Origin of the sequence: Sinorhizobium meliloti (assembly GCF_017876815.1) — a bacterium.
GTDB lineage: Bacteria > Pseudomonadota > Alphaproteobacteria > Rhizobiales > Rhizobiaceae > Sinorhizobium > Sinorhizobium meliloti.
This window is the reverse complement of record NZ_JAGIOS010000001.1, coordinates 1-13,768: the sequence shown is the minus strand read 5'-3', so window position 1 is coordinate 13,768 and position 13,768 is coordinate 1. Positions and strand designations below refer to the sequence as shown.

General features: G+C 62.4%; 16 protein-coding genes. 5 read left to right on the top strand and 11 right to left on the bottom strand.

The genetic code is table 11. From position 1 onward, the window contains the following. The first annotated feature begins 68 nt into the window (after positions 1 to 68). On the top strand, positions 69 to 758 hold the full coding sequence (locus JOH52_RS00080) for a glutathione S-transferase family protein (protein WP_010969082.1): 690 nt from the start codon (positions 69 to 71) through the stop codon (positions 756 to 758). A 102-nt stretch (positions 759 to 860) separates the two neighbouring features. Then, on the top strand, positions 861 to 1,283 hold the full coding sequence (ndk, locus tag JOH52_RS00075) for a nucleoside-diphosphate kinase (RefSeq protein WP_003531616.1): 423 nt from the start codon (positions 861 to 863) through the stop codon (positions 1,281 to 1,283). A gap of 52 nt (positions 1,284 to 1,335) precedes the next feature. Here the strand turns inward: ndk and JOH52_RS00070 are convergent, their stop codons facing one another. Beyond that, positions 1,336 to 1,839 carry a hypothetical protein gene (locus tag JOH52_RS00070; protein ID WP_003531615.1) on the bottom strand — a complete coding sequence of 168 codons (504 nt, stop codon included), beginning with the start codon at positions 1,837 to 1,839 and terminating at the stop codon, positions 1,336 to 1,338. Beyond that, positions 1,836 to 2,396, bottom strand: a complete 561-nt coding sequence (locus tag JOH52_RS00065) for a CGNR zinc finger domain-containing protein (protein ID WP_010969083.1) — start codon at positions 2,394 to 2,396, stop codon at positions 1,836 to 1,838. Before JOH52_RS00065 ends, JOH52_RS00070 begins: the two co-directional genes overlap by 4 nt. A 67-nt stretch (positions 2,397 to 2,463) precedes the next feature. On the opposite strand from JOH52_RS00065, the gene JOH52_RS00060 reads away from it, so the two are divergent. Continuing rightward, positions 2,464 to 3,360: a branched-chain amino acid ABC transporter permease gene (locus JOH52_RS00060; protein WP_010969084.1), complete on the top strand. Its 897-nt coding sequence runs from the start codon at positions 2,464 to 2,466 to the stop codon at positions 3,358 to 3,360. 132 nt (positions 3,361 to 3,492) lie between these two features. Here JOH52_RS00060 and JOH52_RS00055 read toward each other — a convergent pair whose 3' ends face one another. The 5 genes from JOH52_RS00055 to JOH52_RS00035 form a co-directional block, all read right to left on the bottom strand. Beyond that, positions 3,493 to 3,960: a molybdenum cofactor biosynthesis protein MoaE gene (locus JOH52_RS00055; RefSeq protein WP_014526664.1), complete on the bottom strand. Its 468-nt coding sequence runs from the start codon at positions 3,958 to 3,960 to the stop codon at positions 3,493 to 3,495. 4 nt (positions 3,961 to 3,964) lie between these two features. Next, a complete protein-coding gene (moaD, locus tag JOH52_RS00050; RefSeq protein ID WP_003531611.1) occupies positions 3,965 to 4,225 on the bottom strand; it encodes a molybdopterin converting factor subunit 1 in 261 nt (86 codons plus the stop codon). Next, positions 4,222 to 4,809, bottom strand: coding sequence for a CDP-diacylglycerol--glycerol-3-phosphate 3-phosphatidyltransferase (gene pgsA / locus JOH52_RS00045; protein WP_003531610.1), 588 nt, complete (start codon positions 4,807 to 4,809; stop codon positions 4,222 to 4,224). Before pgsA ends, moaD begins: the two co-directional genes overlap by 4 nt. Positions 4,810 to 5,043: 234 nt before the next feature. Beyond that, positions 5,044 to 7,068, bottom strand: a complete 2,025-nt coding sequence (uvrC, locus tag JOH52_RS00040) for an excinuclease ABC subunit UvrC (protein WP_014526665.1) — start codon at positions 7,066 to 7,068, stop codon at positions 5,044 to 5,046. Continuing rightward, complete coding sequence (locus tag JOH52_RS00035) at positions 7,065 to 7,829, bottom strand: SDR family oxidoreductase (protein WP_003531608.1); 765 nt, start codon at positions 7,827 to 7,829, stop codon at positions 7,065 to 7,067. The genes uvrC and JOH52_RS00035 overlap by 4 nt, the downstream gene beginning before the upstream one ends. 362 nt (positions 7,830 to 8,191) lie before the next feature. Here JOH52_RS00035 and JOH52_RS00030 point away from each other — a divergent pair, with 362 nt between their 5' ends. Continuing rightward, entirely contained in the window at positions 8,192 to 8,830 is a 639-nt protein-coding gene (locus JOH52_RS00030; protein ID WP_003531607.1) for an outer membrane protein, read from the top strand. Between the two features lie 245 nt (positions 8,831 to 9,075). On the opposite strand, the gene JOH52_RS00025 is transcribed toward JOH52_RS00030, so the two are convergent. Genes JOH52_RS00025 through JOH52_RS00010 form a run of 4 tightly spaced genes read right to left on the bottom strand, consistent with a single transcriptional unit; the run spans position 9,076 to position 11,857 of the window. Then, positions 9,076 to 9,666, bottom strand: a complete 591-nt coding sequence (locus JOH52_RS00025) for a glutathione S-transferase (protein WP_003531606.1) — start codon at positions 9,664 to 9,666, stop codon at positions 9,076 to 9,078. 14 nt (positions 9,667 to 9,680) lie between these two features. Beyond that, positions 9,681 to 10,439 carry a ribonuclease T2 family protein gene (locus tag JOH52_RS00020; protein WP_010969088.1) on the bottom strand — a complete coding sequence of 253 codons (759 nt, stop codon included), beginning with the start codon at positions 10,437 to 10,439 and terminating at the stop codon, positions 9,681 to 9,683. Positions 10,440 to 10,492: 53 nt separating this feature from the next. Continuing rightward, positions 10,493 to 10,936 carry a hypothetical protein gene (locus JOH52_RS00015; RefSeq protein ID WP_017266916.1) on the bottom strand — a complete coding sequence of 148 codons (444 nt, stop codon included), beginning with the start codon at positions 10,934 to 10,936 and terminating at the stop codon, positions 10,493 to 10,495. Between the two features lie 51 nt (positions 10,937 to 10,987). Next, positions 10,988 to 11,857: a 23S rRNA (adenine(2030)-N(6))-methyltransferase RlmJ gene (locus tag JOH52_RS00010; RefSeq protein WP_010969089.1), complete on the bottom strand. Its 870-nt coding sequence runs from the start codon at positions 11,855 to 11,857 to the stop codon at positions 10,988 to 10,990. A 68-nt stretch (positions 11,858 to 11,925) separates the two neighbouring features. On the opposite strand from JOH52_RS00010, the gene JOH52_RS00005 reads away from it, so the two are divergent. Beyond that, on the top strand, positions 11,926 to 13,768 hold a 1,843-nt coding region (locus JOH52_RS00005; protein ID WP_209566030.1), incomplete at its 3' end, for a molybdopterin-dependent oxidoreductase.

The window sequence follows — 13,768 nt, the reverse complement described above, 5'->3', positions numbered from 1 at the left end:
AAATTTAATGATTGATCCGCAAGCGATGCTCCCCTTATGTCGCCCGGTAGCGAAGTACAGGAGCCTGAATGACCCGCAAACTCTACGCACTCTCCGGAACCGACACGAGCCGCCCCTTTTCGCCGCATGTGTGGAAGACGAAGCTGTCGCTCGCCCACAAGGGCCTAACCTTCGACATCGCGCCGGTCGGCTTCACCGAGATTCCGAGGCTGGAGCAGGGGGCGACCAAGATCGTTCCGCTGCTGCGCGACGGAGAGAAGCTCGTCAGCGACAGCTTCGATATCGCTCTCTATCTCGAAGAGGCCTATCCCGATCGTCCGCCCCTGTTGTCCGGCGAAGGCGGCAAGGCCATGGCGCGCTTCGTCGAGGGCTGGTCGCAAACGACATTGCATCCGGCGATCGGGCGTATCGCGATCATGGACATTCATGACAGCCTCGACCCGATCGACCGGGCTTATTTCCGGGCGAGCCGCGAGGAGCGCTTCGGAAGGCCGCTGGAGGCGGTCGCCGAGGCCGGGCGAGGAGACCTCGAAACCTTCTCGGCGAAGCTCGAACCGATCCGCCACATGCTGAAGTTTCAGCCGTTCCTCGGCGGCGACAGGCCGCTCTTTGCCGATTATATCGTCTTCGGCGCGCTGCAATGGGCACGCATCGTTTCGCCACATCGCCTGCTTGCCGCAGGCGACGTCGTCACCGACTGGTTCGAGCGTTGCCTTGACCTTCACGATGGCCTGGGCCGCAGCGTGACAGCAGCGTGAAACTACGGCACGAGGGGGCGAATCATCGCCGCGCCCCCTTGTTTTGCGCGGAATTGGCGGCTAATGAACCGCCACTTCTCAAGAGCAAGGGAAATTGAGCCAATGGCGATTGAACGTACCTTTTCGATGATCAAGCCGGATGCGACGAAGCGCAATCTGACCGGCGCCATCACCAAGATGCTGGAGGATGCCGGGCTTCGCGTCGTCGCCTCGAAGCGCGTCTGGATGAGCCGCCGCGAAGCCGAAGGCTTCTATGCCGTGCACAAGGAGCGCCCGTTCTTCGGCGAGCTCGTCGAATTCATGTCCTCGGGTCCGACCGTGGTTCAGGTTCTCGAAGGCGAAAACGCCATTGCCAAGAACCGTGAAGTCATGGGCGCTACCAACCCGGCCAACGCTGCCGAGGGCACGATCCGCAAGGTCCACGCTCTTTCGATCGGCGAAAACTCGGTTCACGGTTCCGATGCCCCGGAAACGGCTGCCGAGGAAATCGCCTACTGGTTCTCCGGCACCGAGATCGTCGGCTAATCGGTAAACCAGCAAAGTGATTTTCAAGCCGGGGCGGCGACGCTCCGGCTTTTTACGTCGGACAGGTGGCGGTCTCGAAGCGCGCCGGCGCCTTGCCGTCCTTGAAGACCTCCGGGTTCTTGTCGTAGGCCGGACCTTCGACAAGGGGCTTCGCCGGCATCACGTCCTGATCGATGTCCGAAACGACAGTCGTCTCCAGCCTCTGAAGCGATGTCCCGTCCGGTCCTTTGACCTCGATGGTCACGGCATAGGGTCTCTGCTTCTTCACGCAGGTGATGTCCGGACTTTCCAGCACCACCTTGTTCAGCTTCGGGAAAAGCTTCCGTTCAAGCGTCAGCGGATTGCCGCCGGCAGGGTTTTCGAAGGTTGCGACGACAGTGCTTCCATCCGGAACCGGCTCCGTCTTGTTGAGTGTGACCATATAGGTCGCATAGGCCAGCCGATAGTTGAACACGAACATCTTGCCGGTCAGTTCGAGCGGATCCCTGCCGCTTTCGCGTTGACAGCCGGCAGCGACCGCTGCGGCGAGCAGAGCGGATATCATGGCGCTCTTCATGGCTTCGGTTCCTCCCTGCTGCGGCGATAATGGCGCCTGGCCTTCGTCCGGTTGCCGCAAACCGCCATGTCGCACCACGTCCTGCTCCGGTTGCGGCTGCGGTCGAGAAACAGCCACGCGCAGTTGGGGCAGATTTTCAGGCGTTCCCTCTCCGGTCCGGCAATGAGGCCAAGTGCCGAATGCGCCGTGGCCACATCGAGCGGCGTGCCTTTGCGCGTGTCTGCGGGTTGACGCAGGACGGTGGCGATCGCCTCGAGCAGGTCGGCCAGGAGATCCGGCCGGTCCTCAGTCCTCACCAGGGCGCGGAAATGGCGGTCCGTCGCCTCGCGCAATCCGATGAATGCATTTCGGCGCTCTGATTTTGCCGGGACGAGCGTGCCGAAACGGTTCCGTTCGGCGCCGTAGAGATTTGCGGCCTCGGCGAAGGTGTCGATCGCGGCCGGGTCGTCGAAGCGATCGATCCTGCGCTCCGCATCGAAGCGCATGACCACGGAATTGGCGACGTCCAGTGCGAGCGCGCCGCCGGAGAATCGATGTGCGGTCCAGGTGAAGCTCATGCGAAAATCCTAACTGGTAAAAGCCATTTTACCAGTTATAGTACGCTTGTCACCACGCGGATGTGCCATGGCCTATTTTCTGCAGCAGATCGCCAATGCCGTACCCGTGGCCGCGCTTTATGCGGCGCTCGCCTTCGGATACGCGATCGCCTTTGCTGTCACACGGCGGGCGGACCTGACCTATGGCGCGCTCTTCGCCTTTGCCGGGCAAATCTTCGTGCTCTTCGCGGATGTCGGCTGGAACCGGCTGTGGCTGGTACTGCCGGCGGCGCTCGGGCTCGGGGCGACAGCGGCGCTCGCATTCGGGCTAGGTGCCGGTCTTATTGCCGGCCGCTACGTCATGCGGCCCCTGGCTTTTTCCTCCGCCAATGCCGTGGTCGTCGCCTCGCTCGGAAGCCTGCTGGTGCTGATGGAAACGGCCCGGCTCGCCTCCGACACCAGAAGCCTCTGGCTGCCGCCCTTCCTGAACGACGTGGTGGTGTTCTGGCCGAACCCTGCCTTTCCGGTCGCGCTGACGGTCGTGCAGCTCGTCAACACCGCGCTCATGATGGCCCTTGTCGCCGGCGGCCATTGGCTGTTGACCCGTTCCTATGCAGGCCGCTACTGGCGCGCCGTTTCCGAGGATCGCAAGGCCGCCGCGCTTTGCGGCATCGATCCGGGAGCGGTCTATATCGCCGCCTATGGCGTGGCGTCGCTGATCGCTGCGTTCTGCGGGATTCTCGCTGCTTCCTATTACGGCAACATGGATTTCGGCACCGGGCTGACCTTCGGGGTCAAGGTCCTGTTCATCGCCGCCATCGGCGGGCAGACTTCGCCGTTATTCGCGGCACTGGGCGCAGCCGGCATCGGCCTCATGGAGACGGTGTGGAGCGCCTATGGACCCATCCTCTGGCGGGACTTCGCCATATTCGGCTTTCTGGTGATCGTGCTCGTGGTCACGCGCCGGGAAAAGATCATTCCCTGATCAGAGCGGGAAGAGGAAAAGTGTGCGCGGTTTTCCGCCCGCATCGCGCGTCTCAACTTCTTGGAATCTATCACGCTCATGTTTTTAGGTCGACCCGACCTAAAAACATCGTGATTCAGGCGGCGTGAGAGATCAGCGGCGCGTCCAGCGATCGCGTGCCGCGTCGTCCGCATCCTTCGCGCTGACCCAATCGCCTGCGCTGCCGTCGGCGTGATGTTCCTTCTTCCAGAAGGGGGCCGAGGTCTTCAGGAAATCCATGATGAAATTCGCGCCATCGAATGCCGCCTGCCGGTGCGGCGAGGCGGTCACCACCAGGACGATATTCGCTCCCGGCTCCATGCGGCCGAAGCGATGGATGGCGGTTGCAGCCTGCAGGCCGAAGCGCTCGACCGCTTCGTGGCATATCCGTTCGATCTCCGCCTCTGCCATGCCGGGATAATGCTCGAGCTCGAGCGCACTGAGGGCTCCGGCCTCGTCCCGGCACAGCCCCGAAAACGTGACCACCGCACCGATGTCAGTCCGCGCACGGCAAAGCGCCGAGACTTCGGCGGCGATGTCGAAGTCGTCGCGCTGGACGCGCACGGTGACGGGGGCGGCCATGGCTTCAGCCGCCCGTCATCGGCGGGAAGAGGGCGATCTCTCGGGCGCCGGCGATCGGCTCGCCGTGCTCCACATGTTCCTGGTTGATCGCCGCGCGGATGACGTTCGCGTGCTCGAAAACCGCGGCATATTCCTCACCGCGGGTCTTCAGATGGCCCAGCAGGTCGGCGATCGTGACGACATTCTCCGGCAGGTCCAGTGTTTCTTCAGGCCTGCCGATGCGCTCGCGAACCCAGGAGAAATAGACGAGGTTTACCGTGCTCATTCGTTGACCACATGTTTCAGGCCGGCGCGGAAATAGTCGTAGCCGGTATAGAGTGTGATGGCCGCGGCGATCCACAGCAGCAGGATACCGGCTTCCGTCACATAGGGCACGATCTTGTCGCCGGCGGGACCGGCGAGCAGGAAGGCGATCGCGACCATCTGGATCGTCGTCTTCCATTTGGCAACCCGCGTCACCGGAACGCTGACCTTGAGGGCTGCAAGATATTCGCGGAGGCCGGAAACCAGTATCTCGCGGCAGAGGATGATGATGGCAGCCCAGATCGACCAGCCGGCGATCGTTCCGTCGGCGGCCACGAGCAGCAGGATCGAGGCGACCAGCAGCTTGTCCGCGATCGGGTCGAGCATGCGGCCGATATTCGAGGTCTGCTTCCATATGCGGGCGAGATAGCCGTCGAAGAAGTCCGTGATCGAAGCCGCGACAAAGAGGATGAGCGCGGTCCAGCGCGCAAAATCCGAGCTGTGAAGCCGGCCTTCGATGAAGAAGCAGAAGACGATCAGCGGCACGATGAGGATGCGGAAATAGGTCAGCAGATTTGGGATGCTATAGGCTATGGGCGTTGGCATGGATTCGGTTTCTCTGGACACGACAGTCCTCATTTCCCGCCATCTGGGGTCTCGGCGCGATCGATTCTAGTGGTCGAAGCGGGATGCGGGCGGAAACGCCGAACGCCTTTCCTCATCCCCTCCGGGTTCAGCTGTACAGAATGACTTTGCGACCATAAGGTCAACAGATCATTGCGTGACGCCTGTCATATTTGGCGGATTTCGCCTGAACGCAGGCTGAACCGCGCCGCCCCGTCATTTGGCGGCGTCTTCGTGGAAATGCTCGTAGACGATACGGGCGACCGTTTCGGAAATGCCGTTTACCGACATCAGGTCGTTGATGCCGGCGCGGGAGACGGCTTTGGCGGTTCCGAAATGGGTGAGGAGCGCGCGTTTGCGCGTCGGGCCGATTCCGGCGATCTCGTCGAGCGGATTCTTGACCATTTCCTTTTTCCGGCGAGCCCGGTGCGAGCCGATCGCGAAACGGTGCGCTTCGTCGCGCAGACGCTGGATGAAGTAGAGGACGGGGTCGCGCGGCGGCAGAGTGAAGCTTTCCCGGCCTTCGGCGAAGAAACGCTCGCGCCCGGCGTCGCGGTCGACGCCCTTGGCGACGCCGATCGCCGTCACGCAGTCCTCAATGCCGAGTTCCTTGAGAATCGTACGAACTGCCGTCATCTGGCCCTGGCCGCCATCGATCAGGATGACGTCGGGCCACGCGGGGAAACCGGCATCCTCACCCGGCTCTGCGGACCGATCCGGCTTGCCCTCTTCTTTCAGGAGGCGGGAGAAGCGCCGCGTCATGACCTCGCGCATCATGCCGAAATCGTCGCCCGGCGTGATGTCGGTCGATTTTATGTTGAACTTTCGGTACTGGCCTTTGACGAAGCCCTCCGGGCCGGCGACGACCATGCCGCCCACCGCATTGGTGCCCATAATATGCGAGTTGTCGTAGATCTCGATGCGGCGCGGCACGTAAGGGAGTTGGAAGGTTGCGGCAAAGCCTTCGAGCAGGCGCCCCTGCGAAGCCGTTTCGGCGAGCTTGCGGCCATGCGCCTCGCGGGCGTTTGCGAGCGCATGCTCGACGAGATCCTTCTTCTCTCCGCGCTGCGGCACGAGGATCGAGACCTTGTAGCCGGATTTCTCGCTGAGCGCCTGTGCAAGCAGTTCCTGTTCCTCGACGGGGGCGCAGAGCAGGACCTGCCGCGGACAGGGCTTGTCGTCATAGAACTGCGCAAGAAACGCGCTGAGCACCTCGGCAGGGGGAATCGAAGGATCGGCTTTCGGAAAATAGGCGCGATTGCCCCAGTTCTGCCCCGTCCGGAAGAAAAACACCTGGATGCAGGAGATGCCGCCTTCGTGATGGATGGCGAAGACGTCCGCTTCCTCGACGCCGGCCGGATTGATGCCCTGGTGGCTCTGGACGTGGCTCAGCGCGGCCAGCCGGTCGCGGTAAAGCGCGGCACGCTCGAAATCGAGGTTCTCCGAAGCCTCGGCCATGGCGGAGGCAATGGTCGCCTTCACCGCCTGGCTCTTGCCGGAGAGAAAATCCTTGGCTTCGCTGACCAGTTCCGCGTAATCCGCATCGCTGACCTCGTTCGTGCACGGCGCGGAACAACGCTTGATCTGATAGAGCAGACAGGGGCGCGTGCGTGTTTCGAAGACACTGTCGGTGCAGGTTCTGAGAAGAAAGGCGCGCTGCAGCGAGTTGATCGTGCGTCCGACTGCTCCGGCCGAGGCGAAGGGGCCGAAATAGTCGCCCTTGCGGCTGCGCGCCCCACGATGCTTGTAGAGCGCCGGCGCACGCGTATCGCCGGTGACGACGATATAGGGGAAGGACTTGTCGTCGCGCAGAAGCACGTTGAAGCGCGGGCGCAGGCGCTTGATGAGGTTTGCTTCGAGCAGCAGCGCCTCGATCTCCGTCCGCGTCGTCACGAATTCCATATGCGCAGTCTCGCGGACCATGCGCGCGATGCGGTTCGAGTGGCCTCGCCCCTGCGCATAGTTGCTCACCCGCTTCTTCAGGCTGCGGGCCTTGCCGACATAGAGCACGTCGCCGGCCTCGTTGAGCATCCGGTAGACGCCGGGCCCGTTCGGCAGGCGCTTGACGAAGGCCTGGATGAGTTCGGCTCCCTTGAGGCCCGCCGCTTCCGGCAGGCTCTCCGCCCATCCTATTGCCGGCGCCGGCCGTTCGGCCTCGGTCACTTCAACCAGATCGTCTTCGTCGTCGGTCTCCGTGGCGTCGTAAAGGATGCCGCCATCGGTGGGCGTCTGCCCGTTCATTCCACTATCTCCCGAATATCCGGCGTCTCCCAGGCAAGGTGCTGGCCGCCGTCGAGTGCAATCATCTGTCCGGTAACCGACGGCGTGTCGAAAAGGAAGCGGATCGCACGTCCGAATTCCTCGAGCGCCGGACCGCGCCTGAGGATGAGCGCCTCGACCTGGGCCTCGAAATCACGCGGATCCTGTCGCTCGTTGGGCAGCGTCGGCCCGGGTCCGATGCCGTTGACGCGAATGTCGGGGGCGAGCGCCTGGGCCATCGTCTGGGTTGCCGTCCACAGCGCCGATTTGGACAACATATAGGAATAAAAGCGCGGATTTGGAGACCAGACGCGCTGATCGATGACATTGACGATCAGACCGGAGACGTCGGCCGGCCGCTGCAGCGCAAAATCGCGGGCGAGCAGGGAGGGGGCTTTGACATGCAGCGCGAAGTGCCGCTCCCAGACCGCTTCGTCGAACTCGGCGAGGCTGTCCTTGTTGAATACCGAGGCATTGTTGACGAGGAGATCCAGCGGACCGAGCAAGGCCGTTGCCTCCGCGACGAGCCCGGAGGCGGCGCCGACCTCGGTAAGATCGGCCCTGAGCGCGACCGCCCTCGCGCCGGTCTTTCCAAGCTTCCCGGCGAGCGCCTCCGCTTCTGCGAACGATCCGTTCGCGTGAATGGCGAGCGCGAAACCGTGCGCCGCCAGATCCTCGACTATTGCCCTGCCGATGCGTCGGGCGCCGCCGGTAACGAGCGCCGCCTTGAGTGTCCTTTTCAACGTTTCGTCCCGTTCTTCGAATCCTGATGCCGAGTGGCAGAAGATATAGGCTGGAAACGCTCGCCGGAACTCTCGCCGGACGATTCATTTCTGAAAAATTAACGCGGAAGCCGTAATTTGCATCAGTTTGTATTGCTATAGTATATCTTTCGTTAATATTGAATCGTGGTTAATAAAGTACCTGTGTCTGCGCTGCAACATCGCATTTCAGTCGCGTTGCCGCCACTAAAATTTCACATTTTGGCTCTTGAGATTCCTCATTTCCTGATCAATTTCGGGTCAACCGGGCGGGTTAATTGCAGATGTCCGGTGTTCCGCTGAGAAACAACTAAAACGGAACGCCGGTTCGAAAGGAGAATAGTATGCGTACGCTCACCACCACCCTCATGGCCTCGGCCATGGCCCTCGTTGCCTTCCAGGCCGCCCACGCCGCTGACGTGGTCGACGAAGTTCCGGCTGCTCCGGCTGCCGAATATACCGAACCGGCAGTGCGCAACTGGTCCGGCGCCTATGTCGGCGGCACCATCGACTGGCACCATGGCGAGGCCGATGCGACCGGCAACAATAAGTCGGTCGGTTTCGGTGGCGGTCTCTATGGCGGCTACAACGTTCAGGACGGTCAGATGGTTTATGGCGGTGAGGCCGACGTAAACTACACCGGCAACGACTCCCGCTCCAGCGGCCGCCGCGTCAAGCAGGGTGTCAACGGCTCGGTCCGCGGTCGCGTCGGTGTCGACCTGAACCCGGTTCTCGTCTACGGCACGGCCGGTGTCGCACTCGGCAATGCCAAGCTTTCGACTCCGGCAGGCTCCGACGACAAGACCCTTGTCGGTTGGACCGCAGGCGTCGGCGCCGAAACCTTCGTCACCGACAACATCACTGCGCGTGCCGAATACCGCTACACGGATTACGGCTCCAAGGACTTCCGCGCCGGCGGTTCGACGATCTCGTCCGGTTACGACGAGCACAGCGTCAAACTCGGTATGGGCGTCAAGTTCTGATCCGCATCAACAGTGCGAAAAGGCCGGGGCGACCCGGCCTTTTTGTATTGTGGGCTGCTTTACGTGCCCCTCATCCGCCTGCCGGCACCTTCTCCCCGCAAGCGGGGCGAAGGGGCGAAGGGGCTAAGCGGCAAGCGCCAGGCCTGTTTCGCCGTTGAATTCGGGGCAAGGCGGGGCTGCGTGTCCCTTCTCCCCGCCTGCGGGGAGAAGGTCGCGGCAGCGGGATGAGGGGCACGCGCAAAAGCTCAAGCCTTGAACTTCGAATAATCCGGGAAGTGCTTCTCGAATTTGGCAGGCCAGTTCTTCAGCTTGGGCCGGCCCTTCTGCCATTCGCCGGCGAAGCGCAGTTCGATGTAGCGCAGCGTGGCGGCGAGCGCGAAGTGACCGGCATTGAGCTTGCTGCCGGTCTTGGGCAGGTTCGCTTCGAGGTGGTCGAGCCCCCGTTCCACCTTGTCCCATTGCCGGTCGATCCAGGGCTGGTGCACCTTTTCAGGCGGATGGAAGCGTTTCTCGTAGACGATAGCGAGCAGGCTGTCGCAAATGCCGTCGCAAAGCGCCTCGAAGATCTCGATCCGGGTACGCTTTTCGTGATTCTTCGGATAGAGCTTGCCCCCGGTTTCACGATCGATGAAATGCATGATCGCCCGGCTGTCGTAGATTGCCAGGCCGTCCGCGGTTATCAGCGTCGGAATCTTGCCCAGCGGGTTGTTGTCGATCAGCTGCGGCGGATTGGAATTGGTTTCCGTGAGAACGCTTTCCGCCGCGATTCCGGCATGATGAGCCGCCATGCGGACCTTGTTCGAATAGGGGGAGGCGGGCGAGTAGAGTATCTTCATCCGATGTCTTTCCATCATGGTGCTGGAGGCAGCGAGACGGTGTCTCGTCTGCAGGCCTGTCGGTCGACTTGAGGACAAGCCCTGAATTTCAGTTCCTTGTCGAAGCAGATCCTGATTTCTTCGAGTAGCCTGCCTTCGCAGGTAACAGCGATCGACTCGCTCGTCATCCCGGAATTTTTCTTCTCGAAGGCCGCTTCGATCGCCTGGACGGAGAGGCTCTCCGCGCCGTCCGCAGTCGTCAATTCCGGAGGAATGGTGAGCCTCTCATGCGCGGCGCGCGTGACCGCGAAATAATCCCTCTGGCTGAGGCCAGAACAGGTGCCGTGCTTGCGCCACTGGTGGCCGATAAGGCCCATAGAGGGGATGAGGTCGAAATATTGCCGTCCGAGCGATTCGGGCACGCGGTCCGAGTGCCGCGTCCGGCAATATTCCGGATAGCCGTTTTCGTTCTGCGGCCAGAGTCCGTGTACGATCAGGCCATGTCCGCTGCCGGTTTCGCACTGATCGGACTTGCCTTTGGGATCGTTGGCGTCGCACCAGGTCGGCGACCAGGAGAGGGAAAGCACATAGAAGTCGAAGCCCGTGCCGACGGGCGCAGGCGCGATTGACGCACTTCTCGCCAAATCTTTCGAGGGGTTCGGGGCAGTCTGGCTGCCGTCTTCACCGCCACAGCCGACAAGCGTACCAAGGACGACGATTGCCGGCAGCAGCCAGAAACGCGTCGCGTTCGATCGAATTCGTGAGATGCGCTTCAGCTTTTTGTACTCAAGCATGTCGTTGTCCCAAAGCCGCTGCGCACTTTTGGGCGACATGCGTCAGGTGCTGATCACCGAAGCGAAGCGCAGTTGGCGCCGTAGACATACCATGGGTCGAGGCCGCCGACGCAGAACTCGATATTGGACCCGACGCCGGCAAAACCCCATGGTCTCTCGATCAGATACCACATCGGGCGCCGAACGCCGTCCGTCATCACCGCGGTCGCGTAGCAATATTCGCGTTCCACCAGATGGGTGTAATCGCGCGGTTCGAAGCGGCTCTGACCCATTTCGCGGATCTCGGCGATGGCGATGTTGGCGCGCAGGTAGTTCGCCGCCTTGTAGTCGAAGCGTCGGGTGATGAAGCCGAGGACGGAGGGGTTGCCGCAAACGCCGACGTCGTAGGTGTGCCGGGCGACGGGAACTTCCGCAAAGTCTGCGGCGGCCACGCTGCTGGCCATGCCGGCAACGAGGGAAAGCGAGGTGAGAAGCATTGCGGCAAGCTTGCAAGTCATGGCTACCTCCCTGAGTCGTCGTAAGAGATTGAAGCCACAGAACCTTATCCGTCAAGGCCCTCGATTGAGCGGCGCCTCGCCGCGCAGCCAGAAGCAACGTCCCGAAGCGAAACGATCCTGGGCGAGTTGTGTCTTCAGGTAGGGTAGGAGAATGTCGAGTTCGCCTTTCAACGTGAAGGGCGGGTTGACGATGACGAGGCCCGATCCCGCGAGCCCCGGGGTAACGCGATCGCTGCGCACCGACAGTTCGGCGCAAAGCATCTTCGGGATTTCCAAAGCCTTGAGCGACTCGTGAAAATCCCTGATCGGCGCGCCCTTCTTCAGCGGATACCAGAGGCAGTAGATGCCGCCGGTGAACCGGCGGTATGCCTTGGCAAGCCCATCCACCAGCCGCTCATACTCGCCTTCGGCTTCGAACGGAGGATCGACGAGAACGAGCCCTCGCTTTTCCTTCGGCGGCAGATGTGCGCCCAGCGCCAGCCAGCCGTCGAGCCGGGTGATGCGGCTCTGGAAATCGCCTTCGAAGAGCCGGTGCAGCGCCTCGTGATCCTCCGGATGAAGTTCCATGGCCGACAGCCGGTCCTGCGGACGAAGCAACATGCGGGCGAGCTTCGGCGACCCCGGATAATGCATGAGGCCGCCTTCGGGATTGAGGTCGCGAACGGCGGAAAGATATGGTTCGAGAATGGCGGCGACCGGCGCGGGAAGCTCGGCCTCGATCAGCCTTCCGATGCCCTCGCGCCATTCGCCGGTCTTCTGCGCTTCCTCGCTCGAAAGGTCGTAAACGCCGATCCCCGCATGGGTGTCCAGCACGCGGAAGGCCTTGTCCTTCTGCTTCAGATAGGTGACGAGCCGCGCCAGCACCGCGTGCTTCAGGACATCGGCGAAGTTGCCCGCGTGGTAGATGTGCCGGTAGTTCATAAGCGTTACCGATGGCCGCGATCAATTGTTTCGATGAATGGCGAATGGGGCTTTGAGCGTCCCTGGCCATGCCATATAGAAAAGCCATGAACGTTGCGACCCCTATCAGACAAGAAAAGACAATCGGCCATTCGGTCTGTCCGCATGACTGTCCCTCGGCTTGTGCGCTGGAGGTCGACCTCACCGCCGAGGGCCGGATCGGGCGCGTACGCGGCGCGGCGGAAAACACCTACACCGCCGGGGTCATCTGCGCCAAGGTCGCCCGCTATGCGGAGCGTATCTATCATCCCGGCCGCTTGATGGTGCCGCAACGCCGGGTCGGTGCGAAGGGCGAGGGGCGTTGGCAGGAGATTTCCTGGGAGACGGCCCTCGACGAGATCGCCGACCAGTTCGTCAAGGCCGAACAGAGACACGGCTCGGAGGCGGTCTGGCCCTATTTCTATGCCGGGACCATGGGGCAGGTGCAGCGCGACTCCATCGAGCGGCTGCGCCACGCCAAGCGTTATTCCGGCTTCTTCGGGTCGATCTGCACCAACATGGCCTGGACCGGCTACACCATGGGGACCGGTACCCTGCGCGGACCGGACCCAAGGGAGATGGCCAAGTCCGATTGCGTGGTGATCTGGGGCACCAATGCGGTGGCGACGCAGGTCAACGTCATGACCCACGCGGTCAAGGCGCGAAAGGAGCGCGGCGCCAAGATCGTCGTCATCGACGTCTACGACAATCCGACGATCAAGCAGGCCGATATGGGGCTGGTCCTGAAGCCCGGCACCGACGCGGCGCTCGCCTGCGCCGTCATGCACGTCGCCTTCCGCGACGGTCATGCGGGCCGCGCCTACATGGCTGAATTCGCCGACGATCCCGCGGGACTCGAAGCGCATCTGAAGACGCGCGGACCGGAATGGGCCTCCGCGATCACCGGGCTTTCGGTGGAGGAGATCGAAGCTTTCGCGAGACTCGTCGGAACGACGCCGCGGACCTATTTCCGTCTCGGCTACGGCTTCACCCGCCAGCGCAACGGTTCCGTCGCGATCCATGCCGCAGCCTCCGTTGCCACGGTGCTCGGCTCCTGGAAACATGAGGGCGGCGGCGCCTTCCATTCGAACAACGACATTTTCCGGCTGGACAAGCGCGAACTCGTCGGCAGCGCCTTTCACGATCCGGATGTGCGCATGCTCGACCAGTCGCAGATCGGCCGCGTTCTGACCGGAGATGCCGAAGCGCTTCGCCATCGCGGCCCCGTGACGGCACTGCTCATCCAGAACACCAATCCGGTCAATGTCGCACCGGAGCAGCGGCTGGTGAAGCGCGGCTTCCTGCGCGACGACGTCTTCGTCGCCGTGCACGAGCAATTCATGACGGACACCGCGCAGCTCGCGGATATCGTCCTGCCGGCCACCATGTTCCTCGAGCACGACGATCTTTATCGCGGTGGCGGCCACCAGCATATCCTGCTCGGGCCGAAAGTCGTCGAGCCGCCGCCGACCGTGCGCACCAATCTTTTCGTCATCGAAGAGCTGGCAAAGCGTCTCGGCGTTGCAGACTGTCCCGGCTTCCGCCTGACGGAACGGCAGCATATCGACCAATTGCTCGCCAATTACGGCATCGGCTACGACGAGATGAAAGAGCGGAAATGGCTCGATTGCCAACCGGCTTTCGACGAGGCGCATTTCCTCAACGGTTTCGGGCATCCGGACGGCAGGTTCCGGTTCAAGGCGGATTGGACGGGTACGCCCGCGCCGAACCGGCCACCGAAGGCGATGGGGGCTCAGGGGCCACACGGTCAGCTTCCCGAGTTTCCCGATCACGTCGACCTCATCGAGGTGGCCGACGAGCGGCATCCGTTCCGGCTGGCCACGTCGCCGGCGCGTTCCTTCCTCAATTCCACCTTCGCCGAAACCCCGTCCT